This is a genomic window from Escherichia sp. 94.0001 (genome assembly GCF_013369155.2).
GTDB lineage: Bacteria > Pseudomonadota > Gammaproteobacteria > Enterobacterales > Enterobacteriaceae > Escherichia > Escherichia coli_F.
In genome coordinates, this window is sequence record NZ_JABWMS020000015.1 from 51,594 (window position 1) to 77,166 (window position 25,573).

24 protein-coding genes are annotated in these 25,573 nt (G+C 51.8%); 4 read left to right on the top strand and 20 right to left on the bottom strand.

Features of this window, described 5'->3' with window-relative positions; all coding sequences use genetic code 11:
* Nucleotides 1-19 precede the first annotated feature (19 nt).
* The 4 genes from glrR to purL all read right to left on the bottom strand — a co-directional run bounded on the left by glrR (nucleotide 20) and on the right by purL (nucleotide 8,112).
* On the bottom strand, nucleotides 20-1,354 hold the full coding sequence (glrR, locus tag HEN33_RS10160) for a two-component system response regulator GlrR (RefSeq protein ID WP_012599921.1): 1,335 nt from the start codon (nucleotides 1,352-1,354) through the stop codon (nucleotides 20-22).
* On the bottom strand, nucleotides 1,344-2,057 hold the full coding sequence (qseG, locus tag HEN33_RS10165; RefSeq protein ID WP_176263822.1) for a two-component system QseEF-associated lipoprotein QseG: 714 nt from the start codon (nucleotides 2,055-2,057) through the stop codon (nucleotides 1,344-1,346). The genes glrR and qseG overlap by 11 nt, the downstream gene beginning before the upstream one ends.
* Before the next feature lie 164 nt (nucleotides 2,058-2,221).
* A complete protein-coding gene (qseE, locus tag HEN33_RS10170) occupies nucleotides 2,222-3,649 on the bottom strand; it encodes a two component system sensor histidine kinase QseE/GlrK (RefSeq protein ID WP_176263823.1) in 1,428 nt (475 codons plus the stop codon).
* Nucleotides 3,650-4,224: 575 nt separating this feature from the next.
* Nucleotides 4,225-8,112 carry a phosphoribosylformylglycinamidine synthase gene (gene purL / locus HEN33_RS10175; protein WP_176263824.1) on the bottom strand — a complete coding sequence of 1,296 codons (3,888 nt, stop codon included), beginning with the start codon at nucleotides 8,110-8,112 and terminating at the stop codon, nucleotides 4,225-4,227.
* A gap of 257 nt (nucleotides 8,113-8,369) precedes the next feature.
* Here purL and mltF point away from each other — a divergent pair, with 257 nt between their 5' ends.
* Nucleotides 8,370-9,926, top strand: a complete 1,557-nt coding sequence (mltF, locus tag HEN33_RS10180) for a membrane-bound lytic murein transglycosylase MltF (RefSeq protein ID WP_105277908.1) — start codon at nucleotides 8,370-8,372, stop codon at nucleotides 9,924-9,926.
* On the opposite strand, the gene tadA is transcribed toward mltF, so the two are convergent.
* Together tadA and yfhb are read right to left on the bottom strand one after the other, a co-directional pair.
* Nucleotides 9,923-10,426, bottom strand: coding sequence for a tRNA adenosine(34) deaminase TadA (gene tadA, locus HEN33_RS10185; RefSeq protein ID WP_207108962.1), 504 nt, complete (start codon nucleotides 10,424-10,426; stop codon nucleotides 9,923-9,925). The genes mltF and tadA overlap by 4 nt on opposite strands.
* A gap of 57 nt (nucleotides 10,427-10,483) precedes the next feature.
* Nucleotides 10,484-11,119 carry a phosphatidylglycerophosphatase C gene (yfhb, locus tag HEN33_RS10190; RefSeq protein ID WP_000190668.1) on the bottom strand — a complete coding sequence of 212 codons (636 nt, stop codon included), beginning with the start codon at nucleotides 11,117-11,119 and terminating at the stop codon, nucleotides 10,484-10,486.
* Between the two features lie 208 nt (nucleotides 11,120-11,327).
* On the opposite strand from yfhb, the gene HEN33_RS10195 reads away from it, so the two are divergent.
* Nucleotides 11,328-12,176, top strand: coding sequence for a MurR/RpiR family transcriptional regulator (locus HEN33_RS10195; protein WP_001353024.1), 849 nt, complete (start codon nucleotides 11,328-11,330; stop codon nucleotides 12,174-12,176).
* A 55-nt stretch (nucleotides 12,177-12,231) separates the two neighbouring features.
* Nucleotides 12,232-12,492, top strand: coding sequence for a 4Fe-4S dicluster ferredoxin YfhL (gene yfhL, locus HEN33_RS10200; protein ID WP_001196285.1), 261 nt, complete (start codon nucleotides 12,232-12,234; stop codon nucleotides 12,490-12,492).
* Between the two features lie 193 nt (nucleotides 12,493-12,685).
* Here the strand turns inward: yfhL and HEN33_RS10205 are convergent, their stop codons facing one another.
* The 13 genes from HEN33_RS10205 to rseD form a co-directional block, all read right to left on the bottom strand.
* Nucleotides 12,686-12,766, bottom strand: coding sequence for a hypothetical protein (locus tag HEN33_RS10205; RefSeq protein WP_046081767.1), 81 nt, complete (start codon nucleotides 12,764-12,766; stop codon nucleotides 12,686-12,688).
* 419 nt (nucleotides 12,767-13,185) lie between these two features.
* Complete coding sequence (acpS, locus tag HEN33_RS10210; protein ID WP_000986047.1) at nucleotides 13,186-13,566, bottom strand: holo-ACP synthase; 381 nt, start codon at nucleotides 13,564-13,566, stop codon at nucleotides 13,186-13,188.
* Nucleotides 13,566-14,297 carry a pyridoxine 5'-phosphate synthase gene (pdxJ, locus tag HEN33_RS10215; RefSeq protein ID WP_176263826.1) on the bottom strand — a complete coding sequence of 244 codons (732 nt, stop codon included), beginning with the start codon at nucleotides 14,295-14,297 and terminating at the stop codon, nucleotides 13,566-13,568. Before pdxJ ends, acpS begins: the two co-directional genes overlap by 1 nt.
* A gap of 11 nt (nucleotides 14,298-14,308) precedes the next feature.
* A complete protein-coding gene (gene recO, locus HEN33_RS10220) occupies nucleotides 14,309-15,037 on the bottom strand; it encodes a DNA repair protein RecO (protein ID WP_000399393.1) in 729 nt (242 codons plus the stop codon).
* A gap of 131 nt (nucleotides 15,038-15,168) precedes the next feature.
* Complete coding sequence (gene era / locus HEN33_RS10225; protein ID WP_000063883.1) at nucleotides 15,169-16,074, bottom strand: GTPase Era; 906 nt, start codon at nucleotides 16,072-16,074, stop codon at nucleotides 15,169-15,171.
* Nucleotides 16,071-16,751 (bottom strand): ribonuclease III, encoded by a 681-nt coding sequence (rnc, locus tag HEN33_RS10230; protein ID WP_176263827.1) that lies wholly within the window; start codon nucleotides 16,749-16,751, stop codon nucleotides 16,071-16,073. The genes era and rnc overlap by 4 nt, the downstream gene beginning before the upstream one ends.
* A gap of 272 nt (nucleotides 16,752-17,023) precedes the next feature.
* Nucleotides 17,024-17,998 (bottom strand): signal peptidase I, encoded by a 975-nt coding sequence (gene lepB, locus HEN33_RS10235; RefSeq protein ID WP_000002542.1) that lies wholly within the window; start codon nucleotides 17,996-17,998, stop codon nucleotides 17,024-17,026.
* A gap of 15 nt (nucleotides 17,999-18,013) precedes the next feature.
* A complete protein-coding gene (lepA, locus tag HEN33_RS10240; protein WP_000790168.1) occupies nucleotides 18,014-19,813 on the bottom strand; it encodes a translation elongation factor 4 in 1,800 nt (599 codons plus the stop codon).
* Between the two features lie 197 nt (nucleotides 19,814-20,010).
* Nucleotides 20,011-20,490, bottom strand: a complete 480-nt coding sequence (gene rseC, locus HEN33_RS10245; RefSeq protein WP_000589077.1) for a SoxR-reducing system protein RseC — start codon at nucleotides 20,488-20,490, stop codon at nucleotides 20,011-20,013.
* Nucleotides 20,487-21,443 carry a sigma-E factor regulatory protein RseB gene (gene rseB / locus HEN33_RS10250; protein ID WP_176263828.1) on the bottom strand — a complete coding sequence of 319 codons (957 nt, stop codon included), beginning with the start codon at nucleotides 21,441-21,443 and terminating at the stop codon, nucleotides 20,487-20,489. The genes rseC and rseB overlap by 4 nt, the downstream gene beginning before the upstream one ends.
* Nucleotides 21,443-22,093 carry an anti-sigma-E factor RseA gene (gene rseA / locus HEN33_RS10255; RefSeq protein WP_001168459.1) on the bottom strand — a complete coding sequence of 217 codons (651 nt, stop codon included), beginning with the start codon at nucleotides 22,091-22,093 and terminating at the stop codon, nucleotides 21,443-21,445. Before rseA ends, rseB begins: the two co-directional genes overlap by 1 nt.
* 32 nt (nucleotides 22,094-22,125) lie before the next feature.
* Nucleotides 22,126-22,701 carry an RNA polymerase sigma factor RpoE gene (gene rpoE / locus HEN33_RS10260; RefSeq protein WP_001295364.1) on the bottom strand — a complete coding sequence of 192 codons (576 nt, stop codon included), beginning with the start codon at nucleotides 22,699-22,701 and terminating at the stop codon, nucleotides 22,126-22,128.
* Nucleotides 22,698-22,853 (bottom strand): rpoE leader peptide RseD, encoded by a 156-nt coding sequence (gene rseD, locus HEN33_RS10265; RefSeq protein WP_001303621.1) that lies wholly within the window; start codon nucleotides 22,851-22,853, stop codon nucleotides 22,698-22,700. The genes rpoE and rseD overlap by 4 nt, the downstream gene beginning before the upstream one ends.
* A 255-nt stretch (nucleotides 22,854-23,108) precedes the next feature.
* On the opposite strand from rseD, the gene nadB reads away from it, so the two are divergent.
* Complete coding sequence (gene nadB, locus HEN33_RS10270; protein WP_176263829.1) at nucleotides 23,109-24,731, top strand: L-aspartate oxidase; 1,623 nt, start codon at nucleotides 23,109-23,111, stop codon at nucleotides 24,729-24,731.
* Here nadB and trmN read toward each other — a convergent pair.
* On the bottom strand, nucleotides 24,716-25,453 hold the full coding sequence (gene trmN, locus HEN33_RS10275; protein WP_176263830.1) for a tRNA(1)(Val) (adenine(37)-N(6))-methyltransferase TrmN: 738 nt from the start codon (nucleotides 25,451-25,453) through the stop codon (nucleotides 24,716-24,718). The genes nadB and trmN overlap by 16 nt on opposite strands.
* Nucleotides 25,454-25,573: the final 120 nt, after the last annotated feature.

Consider the following 25,573-nt stretch of genomic DNA (forward strand, 5'->3'; position numbering starts at 1 on the left):
CGTAACACATAACGCCAATTCATTCCTTGAAATCGTTTGCATCCAGCTCGTGTCGGGAAAGCAGTTTATAAAATTCTGTCCGGTTGCGCCCCGCCATTCTCGCCGCGTGGGTGACATTACCTTTGGTGATTTGCAGCAGCTTACGCAAGTAGTTGAGTTCAAACTGATTACGCGCCTCAACAAAGGTTGGCAGAGCCGTATTTTCGCCCTCCAGCGCCTGCTCGACTAACGCATCACTAATCACCGGAGATGATGTTAGCGCCACGCACTGTTCAATCACGTTGACCAACTGGCGCACATTACCCGGCCAGCTCGCGGTCATCAGTCGTTTCATTGCATCGGTGGAGAATGCGCGGACAAACGGTTTATGTCGCTCTGCCGCCTGGCGCAATAAGTGGTTTGCCAGTAGCGGAATGTCTTCTGTGCGCTCCGCCAATGCCGGAATTTTCAGACTGACAACGTTGAGGCGATAGTAGAGATCTTCACGGAATTCCCCGCGCGCCATCGCCTTTGGCAGGTCACGGTGAGTGGCGGAAATAATCCGCACGTCGATATCAATATCGCGGTTGCTGCCCAGCGGGCGCACTTTGCGCTCCTGCAACACGCGTAGCAGTTTGACCTGCAACGGTGCGGGCATGTCGCCAATCTCATCGAGAAACAGCGTACCGCCTTCCGCCGCCTGGAATAAACCTTCGCGATTGCTGACAGCGCCAGTAAACGCGCCACGCGCATGACCAAACAGCTCGGACTCCAGTAATTGCTCGGGCAATGCGCCACAGTTAATAGCAATAAACGGCTTGCTGTTGCGCGGGCTGGCGTTGTGGATCGCCTGGGCAAAAATCTCTTTCCCGGTACCGCTCTGACCGTTAATCAAAACGCTAACATCTGACTGCGCCACCAGCCTCGCCTGTTCCAGCAAACGCAGCATCAGCGGGCTGCGGGTGACAATCGCCTCGCGCCAGCGTTCGTCGGTGGTTGGCGCGGATTGTTCCAGCGCATCATCAATTGCCTGATACAGCGCGTCTTTATCGACGGGCTTGGTGAGGAAACTGAACACGCCCTGCTGTGTCGCGGCAACCGCATCGGGAATGGAGCCATGCGCGGTGAGGATGATTACTGGCATACCTGGCTGCACTTTCTGGATTTCAGCAAACAGTTGCATACCATCCATTTCATCCATCCGCAGATCGCTGATGACTAAATCTACTTTTTCGCGATTCAGTACCCGCAATCCTTCAGCTCCACTTTCTGCCGTGACCACGCTGTAGCCTTCGCTGGTCAGACGCAAGCCAAGCAGTTTCAGCAATCCTGGATCGTCATCGACCAGTAATAAATGCGCAGGTTTATGGCTCATCAGGAGTGACCTCATGGGTAGATGGCGCGGGCTTTTCACTCTCGTGCGGCGTATCCGGCGAGAAATTGCCAGCCGGTTTGCGGGTAGAGAGCTGACGTTCAATATCGGTCAGATTTTCCAGCTTGCGGGTGGTGAGCTCCAGTTGCTGCTGTAGAACGTGATGTTGCTGGCGCAAAGTATCCAGTTCGCTGTCGCTGGACTGCTGGAGTTTGCTGTAGCGTTGGCGCTCTTCCGCCAGTTGCAGTTGCAGCGCCTGACCGTCGCGCCAGAGTTGATACAGTGGGCGAACCTGTGCCGGGATCTCGGTACTTAACGCATCAATGCGCGCGACCAGCTGGCGGCGCTCATAAGGCGTAATTTTGGCGTCGGCGAGCAAAATCCCTTGTTTGAAGGTATTTTGCCAGCTGCCGTCGTCATATTGGCGGGCTTGCTGACGCGACTGCGCAGGCATTAAACGATCAGCACAATCCATCACCCGCAGCCAGTAAAGCGGATTGGTTTCGGTTGACTTACCTTGCAGTGCCCAGATGTCGCTGCATTCAGTAGAAAGATAGTCAGCCAGTTGATAAACCGGAATTTTTTCTTCTGCTGGCGTATCAATAGCTGGCTTATTGTGACTCTGCACGCAACCCAGCAATGCCAGACATGGCAGCCCTGCCAGCCATAGCCGTCGGGGCAATAATCGTTGAAAAATGTGTCGCATATTCACCAGACTTAAAACCTATCCCAGTGGGCGTAATTGTTGCAGGCAGTTTGGACATGGACAGCGCGGAGAAACCGGAGCGTACACGTAGTACGTAAGGATTTCGAGCACTGCACGGGACCAAACTGGCAAATAAAATAGCCTGATGGGATAGGCTCTTAACATTATTTCGTGTTTTTCGACGACGGTAATTCAATGCGGAAGCAAACCTCTTGCCCGCTCTCGTCGACCAGATACAGTTCCCCCTGCATACGGCGAATACAATCCCTGGCAATGCTTAATCCCAGACCGCTGCCCTTCACCGCCCCTTTTCGCTGGTGGCTTCCCTGAAAAAAGGGTTCGAAGATCATGGCGCGTTCCTCTTGCGGAATGGGTGTGCCCGTATTGATGACATCAATATAAACCCGCGCGCCATGTAAACTGCTGCGAAGGCAAATGTTACCGGATTCAGCCCCGTAGTGCACCGCATTGGAGTAAAGATTATCCAGTACGCTCATCAGCAGCATTGGCTCCGCCAGGCAAGCTGTTGCTTTGAGATCGACGTCGGTATGCATCATTTTAGCCCGTGCGGGCAGGCTATGAGCAGAAACCACTGTCTCCACCAGTGGCGCTAACTCAACATTCTCCAGTTCCACCGCACCGTCCGCCTGTTTACGGTTGTAATCAAGCAGTTGTTCGATCAGTTTTTGCAAATTGCGGCTGCTGCTATCAAGGATGCTCACCACCTCTTTTTGCTCGGGCGTAAGCGGCCCGACAACCTGGTCAGCCAGTAATTCAGTGCCCTCGCGCATACTCGCCAGCGGGGTTTTTAATTCATGAGATAAATGTCTTAAAAATTGATGACGTTGGGATTCCAGCCATGACAGGCGCTCACTTAACCAAAGAATACGTTGCCCAACCGAGCGTAACTCACTCGGTCCACTGAACGAAACGCTATTGCCCAGAGAACGCCCTTCCCCCAGACGGTTGATCATCCGTTCAATATTTTTCACCGGGCCGATAATCATCCGCGTGAAGAGCAGCACCATCACCAGACTTACCAGAAATAACACCAGCGATTGCCAACCAAAATATTGCCCACGTTCGGCGATTTCACGCTGAAGCTGCTGTCCACGAGAGAACACCACTGTGCGCGTGGCCTGTACCATTTCGGTATTGGCGCTGGCAAAGGCTTCCAGACGCGCGGCGGCGGCAGCATCGGGACCGCTGTTGTTACACTGAAGTTGAGCCAGATTGTTCAAGTCCTGACGCAATGCCTGGTATAGTTTATCGTCCGGCAGTACGCCTGCGTGGGCATCGAGCATTTCGCTATAACGCTTGCGCTGGCTTTGATAAACCTTCGCCAGGGTTGGGTCATCCAGCACGCAATACTGACGGTAGCTACGCTCCATCTCCAGCGCCGCGTTGGTCATCGCTTCACTGCGCCGGGCATCAATAAGCGTAGTGCGGTTAACCAGCGCCGCCTGATCGCTAAGCGCATTCAGGCTTTGCCAGGCTTGCCATGCCAGCACCAACAGGGGTAGCAGAATCAGCAAAAATGCCAGCATTACCAGTTGTCGTAATGAGCGGGGAAAAACGGGCCAGCGTTTCAAGGTGTTACTCTCGTCAGACGCGAATAGCCTGATGCTAACCGAGGGGAAGTTCAGATACAACAAAGCCGGGAATGACCCGGCTTTGTTATGGAATAAGGCGGTGCCTAACTCGACGTTTCGCCCGAGGGTTGATATAGCTAAGCTGATATCAGAAGTTGGACGGCAGGCACCTTGTTGTGCGTCATTCGAATTTTATGTAGCACGTCCCGAAGGGGCTGACATAAGTCGGTGAATGAGCCACTGATGACTATTATGCAGTAACTGTGCCAATAAATAAAATAGTTTGGTAACGTACTGATTATACGTTTTTTTGATGGATTTATGACTTCTTCGCTATTTGGGTGTAAATCAGCCATTGTGTCGCTAAAAAGAGACACCTTAAGATAAATTTATTAGATCCAAATAAAATCAATCAATTAAATGTCGCCAAAAAGCGACACGGTAAACCACCCATTGTCGTGATTTACAGACACAAAAAAAGCTCCCGGAGCTGGGAGCTTTTTTTGTGGTCGGCGTTTAATGCCGGATGCGGCGTGAATGCCACATCCGGGCAGCAAAACCAATAGCTTGACGACTTACCCCAACTGCTTACGCGCATTGCGGAAAATACGCATCCATGGGCCATCTTCCCCCCAGTTTTCCGGATGCCAGGAGTTACTGACAGTACGGAAAACACGTTCCGGGTGCGGCATCATAATGGTGACTCGACCATTTTCAGTCGTGACCGCCGTAATACCATTCGGAGAACCGTTCGGGTTAGCCGGGTAGGTTTCAGTGACTTTGCCGAAGTTATCGACATAGCGCAGTGCCACCAGCCCTTTGCTTTCCAGTGCCGCCAGATGCGCCGCATCGCGCACTTCCACGCGTCCTTCGCCGTGAGAGACAGCAATCGGCATCTGCGAACCCACCATCCCTTGCAACAGCAGAGACGGGCTTTGGGTCACTTCTACCAGGCTGAAACGCGCTTCAAAGCGATCGGAGGTGTTACGCACGAAACGTGGCCACAACTCGCTACCTGGGATCAGTTCGCGTAGGTTAGACATCATCTGGCAACCGTTACATACCCCCAGCGCCAGCGTTTGCGGACGGTGGAAGAAGGTTGCAAACTCATCGCGTACACGGTCATTGAACAGGATAGACTTCGCCCAGCCTTCACCAGCCCCCAGCACGTCACCGTAGGAGAATCCGCCGCACGCTACCAGAGCGTGGAAATCCTCCAGGCCCGTGCGTCCAGCCAGCAGGTCGCTCATATGCACATCGATTGCATCGAAGCCTGCACGGTGGAAAGCTGCCGCCATTTCAACATGCGAGTTCACCCCCTGCTCACGCAGCACGGCAACTTTCGGACGCGCACCAGTGGCAATATACGGTGCTGCCACATCTTCGTTGATATCAAACGACAGTTTCACATTCAGGCCCGGATCGGCGTCGTTAGATTTCGCCTGATGTTCCTGATCGGCACACTCCGGATTGTCACGCAGGCGCTGCATCTGCCAGGTAGTTTCTGCCCACCAGACACGCAACGTGGTGCGGCTTTCGCTGAATACAGTCTGCCCGTTGGCGGTAATTACAAAACGGTCACCGGAAACCGCCTGCCCAACATAATGGACGCAATCAGCAAGCCCATGCTGTGCCAGTACCGCTTCAACTGCTTCACGGTCAGCGGCTCGAACCTGAATCACCGCACCCAGTTCTTCGTTAAACAACGCCGCCAGGCGATCGTCGCCCAGAGAGGCGATATCCGCTTCAATACCGCAATGACCGGCAAAGGCCATTTCCGCCAGCGTCACCAGCAGGCCACCGTCAGAGCGGTCGTGGTACGCGAGCAGCTTACGCTGTGCAACCAGCGCCTGAATCGCGTCATAGAAGCCTTTCAGTTGCGCGACATCGCGTACATCTGCCGGTTTGTCGCCAAGCTGACGATAAACCTGCGCCAGCGCCGTTGCACCCAGCGCGTTATTGCCTTTGCCCAGATCAATCAGCAGCAGTGCGTTATCTTCGGTAGAAAGCTGCGGCGTGATGGTGTGACGCACATCTTCCACGCGGGCAAATGCAGAAATCACCAGCGACAGCGGCGACGTCATTTCGCGCTCTTCGCTACCTTCCTGCCAGCGGGTTTTCATCGACATGGAGTCTTTACCCACCGGAATCGTCAGGCCCAGCGCCGGACAAAGCTCTTCGCCCACCGCTTTAACGGCTTCATAAAGGCCCGCGTCTTCACCTGGATGACCTGCTGCCGCCATCCAGTTAGCGGAAAGTTTAATGCGTTTGATATCGCCAATCTGCGTAGCGGCGATGTTAGTTAATGCTTCACCGACCGCCAGGCGGGCAGAAGCGGCGAAATCCAGCAGTGCAACTGGCGCACGTTCGCCTATTGCCATCGCTTCACCGTAGTAACTGTCGAGGCTGGCGGTAGTGACTGCGCAGTTAGCGACCGGCACCTGCCACGGACCCACCATCTGATCGCGCGCCACCATGCCGGTTACGCTGCGATCGCCGATGGTCACCAGAAAGGTTTTCTCCGCCACAGTCGGCAGATGTAACACACGTTTCACCGCGTCAGCGATGGTGATCCCTTCACGGGCCAGCGCATCGCCTTTCGCTTTCAGCGTTTGCACATCGCGGGTCATCTTCGGCGTTTTGCCAAGTAGTACGTCGAGCGGCAGATCGATGGGTTGATTATCAAAATGACGATCGTGCAGAGAAAGATGTAATTCTTCGGTGGCCTCACCAATCACCGCGTACGGTGCGCGCTCACGCTTACACAGTTCGTCAAACAGCGGTAACTGATCGGCAGCAACGGCCAGCACGTAGCGTTCCTGGGATTCGTTACACCAGATTTCCAGCGGGCTCATGCCCGGTTCGTCGCTCAGGATATCGCGCAGTTCAAATTTACCGCCGCGCCCGCCGTCGCTCACCAGCTCCGGCATAGCATTAGAAAGACCACCCGCGCCAACGTCGTGGATAAACAGAATCGGGTTCGCGTCGCCAAGCTGCCAGCAGCGGTCGATCACTTCCTGGCAACGACGTTCCATTTCCGGGTTATCGCGCTGAACGGACGCGAAATCGAGATCCGCGTCAGACTGGCCGGAGGCCATGGAAGAGGCCGCGCCGCCGCCAAGACCGATGTTCATTGCCGGGCCGCCGAGAACGACCAGTTTCGCACCGACGTTGATCTCGCCTTTTTGTACGTGATCGGCGCGAATGTTGCCGATCCCACCCGCCAGCATGATCGGTTTGTGATACCCGCGCAGCTCTTCGCCGTTGTGGCTGTTCACTTTTTCTTCATAGGTACGGAAGTAGCCGTTCAGTGCCGGACGACCAAATTCGTTGTTAAATGCCGCGCCGCCCAGCGGACCTTCTGTCATGATGTCCAGCGCGGTGACAATGCGCTCAGGCTTACCGAAATCTTCTTCCCACGGTTGTTCAAAGCCAGGAATACGCAGGTTGGATACGGAGAAACCGACCAGGCCAGCTTTCGGCTTCGCGCCGCGGCCGGTGGCACCTTCATCGCGAATTTCGCCACCGGAACCGGTTGCCGCACCCGGCCACGGAGAAATCGCCGTTGGGTGGTTGTGGGTTTCGACTTTCATCAGGATGTGCGCCGGTTCCTGATGGAAATCGTAGCGGCCCGTTTCGTGGTCAGCAAAGTAGCGGCCCACTTCAGAACCTTCCATCACGGCGGCGTTATCTTTATAAGCCGAGAGAACGTGATCCGGCGTGGTTTCGAAGGTATTTTTGATCATCTTGAACAGCGATTTCGGTTGCTGTTCACCGTCGATAATCCAGTCGGCGTTAAAAATTTTATGACGGCAGTGCTCAGAGTTCGCCTGGGCGAACATATACAGCTCGATGTCGTTCGGGTTACGACCCAGCTTTGTGAATGCATCCTGCAGATAGTCAATTTCATCTTCCGCCAGTGCCAGGCCAAGACGCAGGTTAGCGTCGATTAGCGCCTGACGGCCCTGCCCCAGCAAATCAACGCTGGTGACCGGAGTCGGTTGATGGTGTGCAAACAGCTGCTCTGCATCATCTAAAGCAGAAAAGACCGTTTCCATCATGCGGTCGTGCAGTTCAGCGGTCACCTGCTGCCATTGTTCATGGGTCAGCGTACCGGCTTCTATATAGTAAGCAACGCCGCGCTCAAGGCGGTTTACCTGTTGCAGCCCGCAGTTATGGGCGATATCGGTCGCTTTCGAAGACCAGGGAGAGATGGTACCAGGACGCGGGGTCACCAGCAGGAGTTTACCTTGCGGGGCGTGGCTGGCGAGTGCCGGGCCATATTTCAGCAGGCGTTCAAGTTGTGCGTGCTCATCATCGTTTAACGGCGCATTGAGGTCAGCAAAATGGACATACTCGGCGTAAATATTGTGAACCGGGAGCCTGGCAGCCTGAAAACGTGCCAGCAGTTTGTTGATTCGGAATGCCGACAATGCAGGCGAACCACGCAGAATTTCCATCATAAGTCTCTCGTCTTCTAAGCTTTCGGTGTACCCAAGGGGGGGAAACGGGCGTCATTATAAAGAATCTGATGCGCTGACGAAACCGTTTGCGTGGAAATAAAATCACCATCGTGAATTAGCAACGCGTGCCGCCAATGGCTGTAATAAGTTGCCAACTGGCGCTGGTTTACGCAAAATGCCGCTCATTTATGAGTAAACCTTTCACTATTATTACGTTTTTTCAAGCTGGGATGCGCACGACACAGAGAATTAACTAATTGAAAAAATTAAAGATTAATTATCTGTTCATCGGCATTCTGGCACTGCTGCTCGCGGTCGCTCTCTGGCCATCCATTCCCTGGTTTGGTAAAGCCGACAACCGTATCGCCGCCATTCAAGCGCGGGGAGAGTTGCGTGTGAGCACTATTCATACCCCACTGACTTATAACGAAATCAACGGGAAACCTTTTGGCCTGGATTACGAACTGGCGAAACAGTTTGCCGAGTACCTCGGCGTAAAACTGAAAGTGACCGTGCGGCAGAATATCAGCCAGCTGTTTGACGACCTCGATAACGGCAACGCCGATCTGCTGGCTGCAGGACTGGTTTATAACAGTGAGCGGGTAAAAAACTATCAGCCTGGCCCTACCTACTATTCCGTGTCACAACAACTGGTTTATAAAGTGGGTCAGTATCGCCCGCGTACGCTGGGCAATCTGACAGCGGAGCAACTTACCATCGCACCAGGCCATGTGGTGGTTAACGATCTCCAGACCCTGAAAGAAACAAAATTCCCGGAATTAAGCTGGAAGGTAGACGACAAAAAAGGCTCAGCAGAACTAATGGAAGATGTCATCGAAGGAAAACTCGATTACACCATTGCTGATTCTGTCGCCATCAGCCTGTTTCAGCGCGTTCACCCGGAACTCGCTGTAGCGCTTGATATCACCGACGAACAGCCGGTGACATGGTTTAGCCCGTTAGATGGCGATAATACCCTTTCTGCCGCTCTGCTCGACTTCTTCAACGAAATGAATGAAGACGGCACGCTGGCACGCATTGAAGAGAAATACCTGGGGCATGGCGATGATTTTGATTACGTCGATACGCGCACGTTTTTACGCGCCGTCGATACCGTACTGCCGCAGTTGAAACCGCTGTTTGAGAAGTACGCCGAAGAAATTGACTGGCGTTTGCTGGCCGCTATTGCTTATCAGGAATCGCACTGGGATGCACAGGCCACTTCACCGACGGGCGTGCGCGGCATGATGATGTTAACCAAAAATACCGCGCAAAGCCTCGGCATTACGGATCGTACCGATGCCGAACAGAGTATCAGCGGCGGCGTGCGTTATTTGCAGGATATGATGAGTAAAGTGCCGGAAAGTGTGCCGGAGAACGAACGGATCTGGTTTGCCCTCGCCGCGTACAATATGGGCTATGCGCATATGCTGGATGCCCGCGCCCTGACGGCAAAAACTAAAGGTAATCCTGACAGTTGGGCTGACGTGAAACAGCGCCTGCCTTTACTTAGCCAGAAACCCTATTACAGCAAGCTGACTTACGGCTACGCACGTGGGCATGAAGCCTACGCTTATGTCGAAAATATTCGTAAGTATCAGATTAGCCTGGTGGGTTATCTGCAAGAGAAAGAGAAGCAGGCTACAGAAGCGGCGATGCAACTGGCGCAGGATTATCCGGCAGTATCGCCAACGGAGCTGGGCAAAGAGAAATTTCCTTTTCTCTCGTTTCTTTCCCAGTCGTCATCAAACTATTTGACCCACTCTCCCTCTCTGCTGTTTTCCAGGAAAGGGAGTGAAGAGAAACAAAATTAATCCGTCGAGGATTGCGCTTTTTTCTGCGCTTTAATTTCCTGGCGGCGCATGCGAAAGAAGTCACTGAGCAACGCCGCGCACTCGTCTGCCAGTATTCCTTCCGTTATTTCCACTCGATGATTCATACCCGGATGGTGCAGCACATCCATTAAAGATCCCGCAGCTCCCGTTTTCGCATCACGCGCACCAAAGACCACGCGACCAATACGACTGTGGATCATCGCTCCGGCACACATCACACATGGCTCAAGCGTGACATACAATGTGGCGTCGATCAGACGATAATTTTGCATCACAAGACCGCCCTGCCGCAGAGCCATGATTTCTGCATGCGCGGTGGGATCATGTCGACCAATCGGACGATTCCAGCCTTCGCCGATTACCCGATTGTTATGCACTAATACCGCGCCGACCGGTACTTCCCGCTCATCCCAGGCACGCTTCGCCAGCGTCATTGCATGACGCATCCAGTATTCGTGGCTAAATTCGACTTCAGTCAAAAAGAAAACTCCGGTTATAAAAGCGCGGCGCATTATACACGGACGCTATGCTTTACTCTATTCCAGTTGCTGGAGTTCACCGCGCGGGGTTACCCGCCAACGATGCTGGCAGAAATAAAGCAGTGGATTGTCCTGATTACTGTCGCTATAGCCACTGTACAGCCGCAGCGGCGTGCCAATTTTGCGCTCCAGTTGCGCGACCTTTTCATGTCCCAGACAACGCATCGTCAATATCCAACCGCCATAACCCCGCTGGATCTGACTGGCAATAAGATTAACCCGCGGCAACCAGGGCGTATCATAATAAACCGCTTCAACCAGCGGCTGCGGAGAGCCTGTGATCAACCAAATATCCGCATCGGAACTTAACAGATAGGTAGTCAAACGCTCCTGGACAAGCGGAAAAGCGGTAACATTGTCGCGAAACCAGTGCACAAAATCGGCCTGCAACGCCTGTAAGCGCGCTTCACTGTGACCAAAAGTGCATCCCCACAGAAGCAGACTCATCGGCCATCGTGCTGCACGACCTTTTATCAATAACGCGATGGCAATGACCGGCAACAACGGCAGGACAAGTAATGCATTCAGCGGTTGGCGACGCAGTAAATAACGCATAAAACTGCCGAACATATCCTGCTGATGCAATGTTCCATCTAAGTCAAAAAACACCACACGACGCTCGTGAGTTGCCAAACCATACTCCTCTGGACTGAAACATCCTGATTAATCTTCGCTACTACATAGCCTAACAGATAGATCATCACTTTTCCGGCAACAATCGACTGCATCATGGCTATCTGGAATTTTTAATTCATGGCAATTAGCAGCAATGGAATATAAAATTCACTCGCGTGTGTTTCATATTGCCTGTTGTCGCCATAATTTCATCGCGAGGAAAGATATGAACGGCTTACTTCGTATCCGTCAGCGTTACCAGGGGCTTGCCCAGAGTGATAAAAAACTGGCGGACTATTTGCTACTACAACCTGATACGGCGCGCCATTTAAGCTCTCAGCAACTGGCCAACGAAGCCGGAGTCAGTCAGTCCAGCGTCGTGAAGTTCGCGCAAAAACTCGGCTATAAAGGTTTTCCGGCATTGAAGTTGGCGTTGAGTGAAGCGCTGGCAAGCCAGCCGGAATCCCCTTCTGTGCCCATTCATAACCAAATCCGTGGTGATGATCCGTTACGGCTGGTCGGCGAAAAACTGATTAAAGAAAATACTGCCGCCATGTACGCAACGCTAAACGTTAATAGTGAAGAGAAACTGCATGAAGGCGTGGCAATGTTGCGCTCTGCGCGGCGGATAATTCTGACCGGTATTGGCGCTTCGGGTCTGGTGGCGCAAAACTTTGCCTGGAAGCTGATGAAGATTGGCTTCAATGCCGCCGCAGTGCGCGATATGCATGCGCTACTCGCCACAGTCCAGGCGTCGTCCCCTGACGATCTGTTATTAGCCATTTCCTACACTGGTGTACGACGCGAGTTAAACCTGGCGGCAGATGAGATGCTGCGAGTGGGCGGAAAAGTACTGGCGATTACCGGCTTTACTCCCAATGCCCTGCAACAACGCGCTTCTCACTGCCTGTATACCATTGCCGAAGAACAAGCGACAAACAGTGCTGCAATCTCTGCTTGTCACGCTCAGGGAATGTTAACGGATTTACTGTTCATTGCGCTGATTCAGCAGGATCTGGAACTGGCACCAGAACGTATTCGTCATAGTGAAGCGCTGGTGAAAAAACTGGTTTGAGTAAAGAATGCGCGTATAATGCCCGCCCGGTTTGTGTTGTTTTGAGAGTTTCCTTATGGCGCTGTTAATCACTAAAAAATGCATCAATTGTGATATGTGTGAACCCGAATGCCCGAATGAGGCGATTTCAATGGGCGATCATATCTACGAGATTAACAGCGATAAGTGTACCGAGTGCGTAGGGCACTACGAGACACCAACCTGCCAGAAGGTGTGCCCGATCCCTAATACCATTGTGAAGGATCCACAACATGTCGAGACGGAAGAACAGTTGTGGGATAAATTTGTGCTAATGCACCACGCGGATAAGATTTAATATTTTGCTCTATGAGCAGGATATTGCTTATTTGCTCGTATAAAAGCGAAAGTTACATATTCATTTCCACGATGTCATTAATGAATATATTCATTAAATGAATTCCGATAATATATACGCCGACACTTACGTCTGATTATTAAAGGCGCGCCTGGCTGGTTAACCTGACGCGCCTTAAGTACGTTTCCTGGTGTTACAAGAACAGAAGGATCAGCTGTAAAACAGCAATGACGACTTTAATGACCCGTTTAATCTGGTATCGGCAATCAGTCATTCGTTTTTCCTTAAACAAGGAATGCAGCCGTTCAGATTAGCCCTTACATCTCCCCAAAACTGAACGTGCGAGTTATTGGAATCGAGTGCCGCACTCCACACCAGAGCTTTGACGACACCACTCGTTTCAATGGGGGAATTCAGTGGCATGGCGTAGAACACAGCAAAATATCCAATAACGACGCCAATTCTAATGTACTTATCAAAAAGCGGTCACGTTAATCTTTTCATCAATATCGATTTCTTCGTAAAGGCTCGAGTTTTTATGCTAAAGATTGCAAGTTGCTTGTACAGGATAACTAAATTGATCCATAATCATTTTTGTTGGAATCGTGTGCTGCACAAAATTAAAGTTGTAAAGTAAAACCCCCGTTCCTTACCAGTTCGGGGGTTTTACTTTTTAAAGAGAACGATATTATTTTAACTTTCGATAATTACCGTGGCACAAGCATAGTGGCGCTCATCTGCCAGCGTTACATGCATATTTACAACGCCGAGCTTTTCCGCCAGTTTTAATGCCTCGCCCCACAGTCGCAGCCGTGGCTTACCAAGCTCATCGTTAAATACTTCAAACTGATTAAACGCCAGACCATTGCGGATCCCGGTGCCAAACGCTTTTGCTGCGGCTTCTTTTACGGCAAAGCGTTTCGCCAGAAAACGCACCGGCTGGTGGTGCGTTTTCCAGATTGCCCATTCGTTATCGCTTAATACGCGGCGTGCCAGGCGCTCACCGGATCGGGCGATCACCGATTCAATGCGAGCGATCTCCACAATATCCGTACCTAAACCTAATATTGCCATTAGCCACGCTCTTCCAGCATCAAACGCTTCATTTCTGCCACCGCATCTTTCAGTCCGGTCATCACTGCACGACCAATAATGGCATGACCGATATTCAGTTCATGCATCTCAGGGATGGCGGCAATGGCTTTCACGTTGTGATAGGTCAGACCGTGACCAGCGTTAACTTTCAGACCGAGACTAGCGGCAAAGGTCGCGGCTTTGGCGATACGCGCCAGCTCTTGCGCCTGTTCGGCGTCAGTTTTGGCATCAGCATAGCAACCGGTGTGGATCTCGATAAACGGTGCGCCAACCTCTGCCGCGGCTTTGATCTGCTCTTCATCGGCGTCGATAAACAGAGAAACCTGAATCCCGGCATCCGCCAGACGTTTACAGGCATCGCGCATTTTGTCACGCTGCCCTGCGACGTCCAGGCCACCTTCGGTTGTGACTTCCTGGCGCTTTTCAGGTACCAGGCAGCAAAAATGCGGCTTTGTTTCAACGGCGATCGCCAGCATCTCTTCGGTCACCGCCATCTCCAGATTCATGCGGGTATCCAGCGTCTGACGCAGGATGCGCACGTCGCGGTCGGTAATGTGGCGACGATCTTCACGTAGATGCACGGTAATGCCATCCGCCCCCGCCTGCTCAGCAATAAACGCCGCCTGCACCGGATCCGGGTAAGCAGTACCACGTGCGTTACGCAGCGTTGCAATATGGTCAATGTTGACGCCTAACAGTAATTCAGCCATGACAATCCTCATCATTCATAATGTGTTTTCACCGTTCGCTTAGGCATAAACTGCCGGAACAGTTCCCTGCTCTTTAATGGTTTACCGCCAAGATACGGCTTAAGCGCCATGCGGGTAAAGCGTTTCGCGGCGCGTAGTGTGTCTGCGTCAGGAAATTCCCGCGCGTTTAACGCTTTTAACTGCCTTCCAGTGAACGTTTTATTGTCGATAACGACGCTTGCGATAAACCCTTTTTCTTCGCGATAACGATACGTCATGGTGTCATCTACCGGCTCGCCGCTACCCGCACAATGGGTAAAATTGACGCCATAACCCAGATGACCGAGCAGTGCCAGTTCAAAGCGGCGCAGCGCGGGTTCTGGCGTACCAGTGGCACCTGCAAGAGACTGAATGCAGTGCAAGTAATCGAAAAAGAGTTCAGAGAAGCGCGTCTCGTATTCCAGCACGCGGGAGAGAAGTTCGTTAATGTACAAACCACTGTAAAGGGTGATACCGCTTAATGGCAGCGCCAGCGAGACAGCTTCAGCACTGCGCAGCGTTTTGACTTCGCCACGCCCGCCAAAACGTAGCAAGAGAGGAGTGAAGGGCTGTAATGCACCTTTCAGAGTAGAGCGTTTAGAGCGTGCGCCTTTGGCAACCAGACGCACGCGACCCGATTCCTCCGTGAAGACGTCCAGCATCAGGCTGGTTTCGCTCCACGGGCGACTATGCAATACGAATGCGCGCTGCCAGCCTTCCATCATACTCGTCGCCTTTCAAGTTGCAGGTGCCTTGGCTGCACCCGTTCACCCTGGTCACTTACTTTAGTAAGCTCCCAGGGATTCACGGTCTTGCCGCCTTCCTGCACCTCGAAAGTCATAGAGTATGCTAATTAAAGATCGTCAACGTAACCGAGACTGCGCAGTGCGCGTTCGTCGTCGGCCCAGCCAGATTTCACTTTTACCCACAGTTCAAGGTGGACAGGCGCTTCGAACATTTCCTGCATGTCTTTACGCGCTTCAATTCCGATGGTTTTAATCTTGGCCCCTTTGTTGCCAATCACCATCTTCTTCTGCCCCTCACGCTCAACGAGAATCAAACCGTTGATGTCATAACCACCGCGTTCGTTAGAGACAAAACGTTCGATCTCCACGGTCACGGAATATGGCAGTTCAGCACCGAGGAAACGCATCAGTTTTTCGCGGATGATTTCAGACGCCATAAAACGCTGCGAGCGATCGGTGATGTAATCTTCCGGGAAGTGATGGGTCGCTTCAGGCAGATGCTTACGCACAATTGCCGCAATAGTGTCGACATTCAGCCCGGTTTCGGCAGAGATCGGCACGATATCGAGGAAGTTCATCTGGCTTGCCAGGAACTGTAAGTGTGGCAGCAGATCGGCTTTTTCCTGCACGTTGTCCACTTTATTCACCGCGAGGATTACCGGCGCTTTGCCATCGCGCAGTTTGTTGAGCACCATTTCATCGTCCGGCGTCCAGCGGGTGCCTTCAACGACAAAAATCACCAGCTCAACGTCGCCAATGGAACTGCTCGCCGCTTTGTTCATCAGGCGGTTAATGGCGCGTTTTTCTTCCATATGCAGGCCTGGGGTATCGACGTAGATCGCCTGATACGCGCCTTCAGTATGGATCCCTACAATGCGGTGACGAGTTGTCTGCGCCTTGCGGGAGGTGATGGAGATTTTCTGCCCCAACAATTTATTCAACAATGTGGATTTGCCAACGTTCGGACGTCCGACGATAGCAATAAATCCGCAGTAACTTTTATCGTTGCTCATTCCAGCTCCAGTTTTTTCAACGCCTGTTCGGCGGCAGCCTGCTCAGCCTTACGACGGCTTGAACCTGTGCCAACCACCGCTTCACTCAGGCCGCTGACCTGGCAGTGGATAGTAAATTCCTGATCGTGCGCTTCGCCACGTACCTGAACTACCAGATAAGTCGGCAGCGGCAGATGGCGACCCTGCAAATATTCTTGCAAGCGCGTTTTCGGATCTTTTTGTTTATCGCCTGGGCTAATTTCGTCCAGACGGGTTTGATACCAGTTAAGGATTAATTTCTCGACGGTTTGAATGTCACTGTCGAGGAATACGCCACCAATTAATGCTTCGACGGTGTCGGCGAGAATTGACTCACGACGAAATCCACCGCTTTTAAGTTCACCTGGCCCTAAACGTAAGCACTCGCCTAACTCAAATTCGCGCGCCAGTTCAGCCAGCGTATTGCCACGGACCAGTGTGGCGCGCATCCGGCTCATATCGCCTTCATCCACACGAGGGAAACGGTGATAAAGCGCATTGGCGATAACGTAGCTCAGAATAGAGTCGCCTAAAAATTCTAAACGCTCGTTATGTTTGCTGCTGGCACTACGATGAGTTAATGCCTGCTGCAACAGTTCCTGATGATTAAAAGTGTAGCCCAGCTTCCGTTGAAGCCGATTAATTACGATGGGGTTCATGCGATACCAATAAATAAATGCGTCAACAATTCAGCACACGAAACAGACCTGATATACATGGCTCTACTAACTGCTTCGCTGCAGTTTCAGTTTACCGGTATATGGGGACCAACGCTGTTTCGTGTGCCGTGGCAACCTGGAGGTGCCAACCTTAAACTTCGGGGGAATATTCTATACACAACGACGGGGGATGTCGTTAGCCACGGGAGATTTATCTCATAAATAATTCACGTTGTCGCCATTACGGCGACAACGTGAACGAAGATAAGCTATTAATGGATGCCGCCAATACGACTTAAGCGCACACCTGTCGGCCATTCGCCTTCTTGCTTATCGAAACTCATCCAGATAGCCGTTGCCCGACCGACCAGATTCGCTTCCGGCACAAAGCCCCAGTAACGGCTGTCCGCGCTGTTGTCACGGTTGTCACCCATCATGAAGTATTGGCCCGGTGGAACAATCCAGGTTGCCAGTTGTTGCCCTGGCTGCTGGTAATACATCCCCACCTGATCCTGCGCAATCGGCACTGTCAGAATACGGTGCGTCACATCACCCAGAGTCTCTTTACGCTCGGAAAGACGAATTCCATTTTCTTTGGTTTCGTTTTTCGGCACTTCAAAGAATCCGCTGGTTGCTTCCCCACCATTACGACGTGAGAAGGTCTGAACGAAATCGCTCGGTTCCACGTTTGAGTAGGTGACCGGCAGCGCGTTTTCACACGCCTGACCGGAGCTACATCCCGGCTGAATCGTCAGCTCTTTTGAAACCGGATCGTAAGTGACTTTATCGCCCGGTAAACCCACCGCACGCTTGATGTAATCAAGCTTTGGATCTTCCGGGTATTTAAAGACCACGATATCGCCACGTTTCGGATGACCGGTTTCGATCAGCGTTTTCTGGTAGATAGGATCTTTAATGCCGTAAGCAAACTTTTCTACCAGAATAAAGTCACCGATTAACAGAGTCGGCATCATCGAACCTGACGGGATCTGGAACGGTTCATAAATAAACGAACGCACAATCAATACGATAGCCAGCACCGGAAAAACAGAAGCACCGGTTTCCAGCCAGCCAGGCTTCGGCGCAACTTTCTTCAGCGTTGCTTTATCCAGTGAGTCACCGGCAGCCGCCTGCGCCGCTGCCTGACGTTCCCGCCGTTTAGGTGCGAAAAAGAATTTATCCACGCACCATAAAATGCCCGTCACCAGTGTGGCAATCACCAGAATCAGGGCAAACATATTCGCCATGCCAACTCCTAAGGGTTATTTGTTGTCTTTGCCGACGTGCAGAATGGCGAGGAACGCTTCCTGCGGCAGCTCGACGTTACCGATCTGCTTCATGCGTTTCTTACCTTCTTTCTGCTTCTGCAGCAGCTTTTTCTTACGGCTGATATCGCCGCCATAACATTTAGCCAGTACGTTTTTACGCAGCTGTTTCACGGTGGAGCGCGCAATGATGTGCGTACCAATCGCAGCCTGAATGGCGATATCAAACTGCTGGCGTGGGATCAGATCTTTCATCTTCTCCACCAGCTCGCGACCGCGGTTTTGCGAATTATCACGGTGGGTGATCAACGCCAGCGCATCAACACGTTCACCGTTGATTAATACGTCTACACGTACCATGTCGGACGCCTGGAAGCGTTTGAAGTTGTAATCCAGAGACGCATAACCACGCGAGGTAGATTTCAGGCGATCGAAGAAGTCGAGCACCACTTCCGCCATCGGGATCTCGTAGGTCAACGCTACCTGGTTACCGTGGTAAACCATGTTAGTTTGTACGCCACGTTTTTCTACGCACAGCGTAATAACGTTACCGAGATATGCCTGCGGCAATAGCATGTGACACTCTGCAATCGGCTCGCGCAGTTCGTAGATGTTATTTACCGCTGGCAGCTTCGATGGGCTGTCGACGTAAATAACTTCTCTTGACGTAGTTTCAACTTCATACACTACGGTCGGCGCCGTGGTGATCAGATCCAGATCGTATTCACGTTCCAGACGTTCCTGAATGATCTCCATGTGCAGCAGGCCGAGGAAGCCGCAGCGGAAACCAAAGCCCAACGCGCTGGAGCTTTCCGGCTCATAGAACAGTGAGGCATCATTCAGGCTGAGTTTGCCCAGCGCGTCACGGAAGGCTTCATAGTCGTCAGAGCTTACCGGGAACAAGCCTGCGTAAACCTGCGGTTTGACTTTCTTAAAGCCAGGCAGCGCCTTTTCTGCCGGATTACGCGCCAGTGTTAAGGTATCGCCTACCGGTGCACCGTGGATGTCTTTGATCGCACATACTAACCAGCCAACTTCACCGCATTTCAGTTCAGTGCGGTCAACCTGCTTCGGCGTGAAAATACCCAGACGGTCGGCGTTATAGGTCTGCCCGGTACTCATGACTTTCACTTTGTCGCCCTTACGCAGGGTGCCGTTTTTAATACGGATAAGTGAAACAACGCCCAGGTAGTTGTCGAACCAGGAGTCGATAATTAGCGCCTGTAACGGGCCTTCCGGATCGCCTTCCGGCGGCGGAATATCTCGCACCAGACGTTCGAGAACGTCCTGCACACCAACGCCGGTTTTCGCTGAGCAGCGCACTGCGTCGGTGGCGTCGATACCAACGATATCTTCAATTTCTTCTGCTACGCGTTCAGGATCAGCTGCCGGCAGGTCAATCTTGTTCAGTACCGGCACTACTTCGAGATCCATTTCCATCGCGGTGTAGCAGTTTGCCAGGGTTTGCGCTTCTACGCCCTGCCCGGCGTCGACCACCAGCAATGCACCTTCACAGGCAGCCAGCGAACGGGAAACTTCATAGGAGAAGTCTACGTGGCCCGGGGTGTCGATAAAGTTAAGCTGATAGGTTTCGCCGTCAGACGCTTTGTAATCCAGCGTCACGCTTTGCGCTTTGATGGTAATGCCACGCTCACGCTCAAGATCCATGGAATCGAGAACCTGCGCCTCCATTTCACGGTCAGACAGGCCACCGCAGATCTGGATAATACGGTCAGACAGCGTCGATTTACCGTGGTCAATGTGAGCTATGATCGAAAAGTTACGTATATTCTTCATAAAGTATGATTATTGTGCCTTAATGCCCGGTTAACCAGGCTTTTAGAAGTCGCTGTTCTGAGCTTAACGTCTGTATTAATAGAAACGCCGCATTCTACACTACAACATTGAGGCGAGGAAATGTTCATACGGTATGGATTGTGGTATCTGGAAACGTCCTCGCATTTGTTATGCAAAATGCAACAAAGCCAGTGAAATCACTGGCTCGCGTCTTCCGAAGATGTTTCAAATCGCACAAGGCCTGGCGGCAATGCCACGCTTAAGATGATCGGTTGCCATTCCGCCCGGGCAGCAAACTTTCGCGAGTAGCCGCGTGCAATCAGGAATCCACCAACGCCGCCGAGAATCGCACCGCATAATGCTGCAAGATCTGAAGCAAAGAGTAGCTGAAATAACGAAGCGATGAGGAATAATCCCACCAACGGCGACATATAAACCAGTAATGCGGAGCTAAGCAGGCTGCCTTCGGTGATTCCTAATTCCACTTTTTGCCCCGGCACTAATGGTTCATCACAGGGTACGACAATGGTATGCGTGGTTTGTGGGCCAAGTTTATTCAGCACGCGGCTACCGCAACCGACACGGGAAGCACAGCTGCTGCATGAGGCTTTAACATCACAACTGACCAGCGCCTGCCCGTTTTGCCAGGAGACGACAGTAGCCCACTCTTTGATCATTGCGCTGCCCCAAACTTAATATTCTCGGCAATGCGTTTCGCCGTTTGTGGCGGCAGTTCGCCGACAATGGTGATTTCGGCGTTATCACGTACGCTTGTACTGACGGTTCTGCGTCCGGTGCGCAACATCTGATCGGTGCTCGATGGCGTAGCGCGGTTAACGTTTACCGAGAAGCTGAATAATCCGTCGGAATAGAGACGTGATTCGATAGGCATGTTGTCCATCGTCGGTAACGGACGTCGGCTGCTGGAAACCTCACTAAACCCCTGTGGCAACCAGGTTGGCGCCCAGCTGAATTTAGCTTTTTCACCTACAGGAACAGAAAGCAGCGGCGGCAGATTTGCTTTCGCCAGCGTCTGCATACTGCTGCTGATATCCTGATTAACGTTAAAAGCAATCACGCGAAATTGTTCCAGCGTTTCACCATCGCGATCAAGGAGATCAACCCGCATCGGTAATTTCGATTCGGTGTCCATCCACACGATGTAGCTGTAGCGTGTGCCATCACGGGCCACCACGCGAATGACTTCGCAAAGACGATCAGCAATACGCGTGCGTCCCACGGAGATAAAGTCGTAGTAAGGAGAAAGGCGTTTGAAATCGGTATAGATGAGCGATGGCAGAGAATCAACAATGTAATCGCCATTAAGCGTGAACGGTTCAAGGCCCGGTTCAAAGTAGCTGATTTCATTGCCGCGCTGTACCACTTCCCGGCGCGGGCCATCCATTTGCAACAATTGTGCAAGAGGACGGTTATCGAGGCGTGCATGTCGATAACGCAGAGACTCAACACCCTGTTTATTGATGCTGATGAATGACAGCTCGTAATTCAGTGACTGACTGGCCAGGTTCATCTGCTGTAATAACGCCCCGGACGCGGGAGTGGCCGAGGCGTTAGCAGAGAATAACAGGCTACCTGTCACTAATGACATGGCAAACCAAAGTTGCTTCATTACTGCGATTGCGTTCCTAAAGTTTGAATTCCTGGCACCTGTACAGCGGCTTGCTGTGTTTGGGCCTGCTCAAACTGAAGCTGTTCAGAGTGGAGTCGACGTTGCAGTTCGTAATCCTGCAACATTGCATTAATGCGACGACGCTGCTCCTGTACCTGCTGCTGTTGACCATTATTTGCAGTCGCTTCAGAAGGTACTCCCAGGCTAACCGGGCTGGCTTTACCCATCATCGGCAGTGTATTAAATACTGGCGTTTCGGGCTGCTGGGACGTTTCAGATTGCCCATTATAGTGCTGGACGCCAACGATAACTGCAAGCGATACGCATGCTGCTACGCCCATTTGGGTAAGCTGTGCCGCCCACGGACGAACTTTCTGCCAGAATGGCATTTTCTGCCATTGATGCGGCGCAGGCTGGGCTTCCGGGATCAATGTCGCCGGTTGACGTACTGGCTCTTCTTCAATGGCGGCCATTACGCGTGAAGAGATATCGAAATGGAGCACCTCGGGAGTATCACCCCGCATTGAGTCACGGATTAAGTGATAGCTTTCCCAGGTTTTCTGCATTTCTGGGTTATGAGCCAGTTCGTTAAGCAGCTCACTATCCAGCGTTTCGCCATCCATTAAAGCGGAAAGTTGTTCTTTCTGCATGCCTAATACCCTTATCCAGTATCCCGCTATCGTCAACGCCTGATAAGCGGTTGAACTTTGTTATCAATAGCTTCCCTCGCTCGGAAGATACGTGAACGCACCGTACCTACCGGACAATCCATGATAGCGGCTATCTCTTCATAGCTCAGGCCATCCAGCTCCCGCAAGGTTATTGCCATGCGTAAATCTTCCGGGAGGGACTCAATAGTTCGGAAAACTATCTGTCTCAGTTCTTCTGACAACATTAAGTTCTCAGGGTTCGAAATTTCTTTCAACGCGCCGCCACTTTCGAAGTTTTCAGCTTCAATGGCATCCACATCACTGGAAGGTGGACGACGCCCCTGAGCAACCAGGTAATTTTTCGCTGTATTTACAGCAATCCGATACAGCCATGTATAAAAAGCGCTATCTCCCCGGAACGAATCCAGCGCACGATAGGCTTTAATAAAAGCTTCTTGTACCACATCGGGAACATCACCCGACGGCACATAGCGGGAAACCAGACTCGCCACTTTATGCTGATAGCGCACTACCAGTAAGTTAAAGGCTTTCTGATCTCCCTTCTGGACCCGTTCAACCAGGACCTGGTCCGTTAACTGCTCGCTCATCCGAGGTAAAGTCTCCCCAAACCAAATTTCCACGCGCTATCGAAACGCCACTCCATTAGCTGCAATTTGAGCAAGCAAAGGGTTAGAGTGTCTCGTTTTTGTAAAGTTCCGTAACGCATCTGTTTTTGTTTGTCATGCTGTAGACGGATCATTATCTATCATTATAAGTCTACAGAATCTGAACATCGCATTATCTGTGTAGAAATGCCCATTTAACTGCCTGAAGAGTAACCCAACGGCCTTTTTATTTCACCACCTAATCCTTCGCCAGCCAGTAACTTCTCGTTTTCTCGTCGCCGTGATTCGGTCTGTTTAGCCTCTGTAACAAAAATTAAAATAGCAGGTGTTTAATCGCACAACATGATGCTATACTGACCAAACCGTGTTTAGTAAATTAAACAAAGAAAATGAATACTCTCCCTGAACATTCATGTGACGTGTTGATTATCGGTAGCGGCGCTGCCGGGCTTTCACTGGCGCTACGTCTGGCTGATCGGCATCATGTCATCGTTCTAAGTAAAGGCCCAGTCACGGAAGGTTCAACATTTTATGCCCAGGGCGGAATTGCCGCCGTGTTTGATGAAACTGACAGCATTGATTCGCATGTGGAAGACACAATGATAGCCGGTGCTGGTATTTGTGATCGCCATGCAGTTGAATTTGTCGCCAGCAATGCGCGTTCCTGTGTGCAATGGTTAATCGACCAGGGGGTGTTGTTTGATACCCACGTTCAATCGAATGGCGAAGAAAGTTACCATTTGACCCGTGAAGGTGGACATAGTCACCGACGAATTCTTCATGCTGCGGACGCCACCGGTAAAGAAGTAGAAACCACACTAGTGAGCAAGGCGCAGAACCATCCGAATATTCGCGTGCTGGAGCGCAGCAACGCGGTTGATCTGATTGTCTCTGACAAAATTGGCCTGCCGGGCACGCGACGAGTTGTAGGCGCGTGGGTATGGAACCGAAATAAAGAAACGGTTGAAACCTGCCACGCAAAAGCAGTGGTGCTGGCAACCGGCGGTGCGTCAAAAGTTTACCAGTACACTACCAATCCGGATATTTCTTCTGGCGATGGTATTGCTATGGCGTGGCGCGCGGGCTGCCGGGTCGCCAATCTCGAATTTAATCAGTTCCATCCTACCGCGCTGTATCATCCGCAGGCACGCAATTTTCTGTTAACGGAAGCACTGCGCGGCGAAGGCGCTTATCTCAAGCGACCGGATGGCACACGTTTCATGCCTGATTTTGACGAGCGCGGCGAACTGGCTCCGCGCGATATTGTCGCCCGTGCTATTGATCACGAAATGAAACGCCTCGGCGCAGATTGTATGTTCCTCGATATCAGCCATAAGCCCGCCGATTTTATTCGTCAGCATTTCCCGATGATTTATGAAAAGTTATTGGGACTGGGGATTGATCTCACGAAAGACCCTGTGCCGATTGTGCCTGCTGCACACTATACCTGCGGTGGTGTAATGGTTGATGATCATGGGCGTACGGACGTCGAAGGTTTGTACGCCATTGGCGAAGTGAGTTATACCGGCTTACACGGCGCTAACCGCATGGCCTCGAATTCATTACTGGAGTGTCTGGTTTACGGCTGGTCGGCGGCGGAGGATATTACCAGGCGTATGCCTTATGCCCACGACGTCAGTACGTTACCGCCGTGGGATGAAAGCCGTGTTGAGAACCCTGACGAACTGGTGGTGATTCAACATAACTGGCACGAGCTACGTCTGTTTATGTGGGATTACGTCGGCATTGTGCGCACAACGAAACGTCTGGAACGCGCCCTGCGGCGAATCAATATGCTTCAGCAGGAAATAGACGAATATTACGCCCATTTCCGCGTATCAAATAATTTGCTGGAGCTGCGTAATCTGGTACAGGTTGCCGAGTTGATTGTTCGCTGTGCGATGATGCGCAAAGAGAGCCGTGGCCTGCATTTTACGCTGGATTACCCACAGCTACTCACGCATTCCGGTCCATCGATCCTTTCCCCCAGCAATCATTACATAAACAGATAAAAAGCCTGGGTCAGCGCCGTGTACGCTTCGGAATAGTTCTGGTCTGGCCCACGAATGACTAAGCGATCGCTAAAGCATTCTCCCGCCTGTGGGGAGAATGCCAGCAGCACCCGATGCGGCTGTCGCGTTTCGTTTTCCGCCACATCCGTCCGTAAACGTAAATGCCAGCCCATTCTTAATGCCAATTCAGTAAAACCATTACCAATCTGCTCTGGCAACACCACGCAAAAAAATCCCTCTTCAGTAATGCACTCCGCCGCGCAGGTTAGCAACGATTGATGATCAAGCGTAGTGGTATAGCGTGCCTGTTCCCTCTGCGGCGTAGCGCACTCAACGCCCTGCTGATAATAAGGCGGGTTACTGATGATTAAATCAAAGCGTGCTGTCTGCTGGGTGATCCACTGCTGAATATCCGCCGGATAGATATTAATCCGCTCTGCCCAAGGGGACTGGTTGATATTTTCCTGCGCCTGAGTCGCAGCTTCACCTTCCAGTTCAACGGCATCAATCATCACGCTGTCATCGGTTCGCTGCGCCAGCATTAATGCCAGCAACCCGCTACCCGCGCCGATATCAAGGCAACGTTTTACCCCAGCCACCGGTGCCCATGCGCCCAGCAAAATGCCATCCGTTCCCACTTTCATCGCACAGCGATCGTGAGCAACAAAAAACTGTTTAAAAGTAAATCCATTACGACGAAGCACGGATGTAGACTGTGACATGAAAATAAAACCTTGCAGGAAAAACGGCGATAGCACCGGGTGAGAACAATACCCGAGAAGCGATATCCATACAAACAGATGAAGATTGCAGCCGTAACGTCTATAATCAGCGCCCCACAC

What these genes read in the sequence shown, in the direction of transcription:
- recO (WP_000399393.1), bottom strand. Translation starts at nt 15,037, where the DNA reads ATGGAAGGCTGGCAGCGCGCATTCGTATTGCATAGTCGCCCGTGGAGC.
- HEN33_RS10195 (WP_001353024.1), top strand. Translation starts at nt 11,328, where the DNA reads ATGAACGGCTTACTTCGTATCCGTCAGCGTTACCAGGGGCTTGCCCAG.
- HEN33_RS10205 (WP_046081767.1), bottom strand. Translation starts at nt 12,766, where the DNA reads ATGACTGATTGCCGATACCAGATTAAACGGGTCATTAAAGTCGTCATT.
- lepB (WP_000002542.1), bottom strand. Translation starts at nt 17,998, where the DNA reads ATGGCGAATATGTTTGCCCTGATTCTGGTGATTGCCACACTGGTGACG.
- pdxJ (WP_176263826.1), bottom strand. Translation starts at nt 14,297, where the DNA reads ATGGCTGAATTACTGTTAGGCGTCAACATTGACCATATTGCAACGCTG.
- acpS (WP_000986047.1), bottom strand. Translation starts at nt 13,566, where the DNA reads ATGGCAATATTAGGTTTAGGTACGGATATTGTGGAGATCGCTCGCATT.
- rseB (WP_176263828.1), bottom strand. Translation starts at nt 21,443, where the DNA reads ATGAAGCAACTTTGGTTTGCCATGTCATTAGTGACAGGTAGCCTGTTA.
- era (WP_000063883.1), bottom strand. Translation starts at nt 16,074, where the DNA reads ATGAGCAACGATAAAAGTTACTGCGGATTTATTGCTATCGTCGGACGT.
- rseC (WP_000589077.1), bottom strand. Translation starts at nt 20,490, where the DNA reads ATGATCAAAGAGTGGGCTACTGTCGTCTCCTGGCAAAACGGGCAGGCG.
- rpoE (WP_001295364.1), bottom strand. Translation starts at nt 22,701, where the DNA reads ATGAGCGAGCAGTTAACGGACCAGGTCCTGGTTGAACGGGTCCAGAAG.
- glrR (WP_012599921.1), bottom strand. Translation starts at nt 1,354, where the DNA reads ATGAGCCATAAACCTGCGCATTTATTACTGGTCGATGACGATCCAGGA.
- trmN (WP_176263830.1), bottom strand. Translation starts at nt 25,453, where the DNA reads ATGTCACAGTCTACATCCGTGCTTCGTCGTAATGGATTTACTTTTAAA.
- yfhL (WP_001196285.1), top strand. Translation starts at nt 12,232, where the DNA reads ATGGCGCTGTTAATCACTAAAAAATGCATCAATTGTGATATGTGTGAA.
- rnc (WP_176263827.1), bottom strand. Translation starts at nt 16,751, where the DNA reads ATGAACCCCATCGTAATTAATCGGCTTCAACGGAAGCTGGGCTACACT.
- qseG (WP_176263822.1), bottom strand. Translation starts at nt 2,057, where the DNA reads ATGCGACACATTTTTCAACGATTATTGCCCCGACGGCTATGGCTGGCA.
- rseD (WP_001303621.1), bottom strand. Translation starts at nt 22,853, where the DNA reads ATGATCCGTCTACAGCATGACAAACAAAAACAGATGCGTTACGGAACT.
- rseA (WP_001168459.1), bottom strand. Translation starts at nt 22,093, where the DNA reads ATGCAGAAAGAACAACTTTCCGCTTTAATGGATGGCGAAACGCTGGAT.
- purL (WP_176263824.1), bottom strand. Translation starts at nt 8,112, where the DNA reads ATGATGGAAATTCTGCGTGGTTCGCCTGCATTGTCGGCATTCCGAATC.
- nadB (WP_176263829.1), top strand. Translation starts at nt 23,109, where the DNA reads ATGAATACTCTCCCTGAACATTCATGTGACGTGTTGATTATCGGTAGC.
- lepA (WP_000790168.1), bottom strand. Translation starts at nt 19,813, where the DNA reads ATGAAGAATATACGTAACTTTTCGATCATAGCTCACATTGACCACGGT.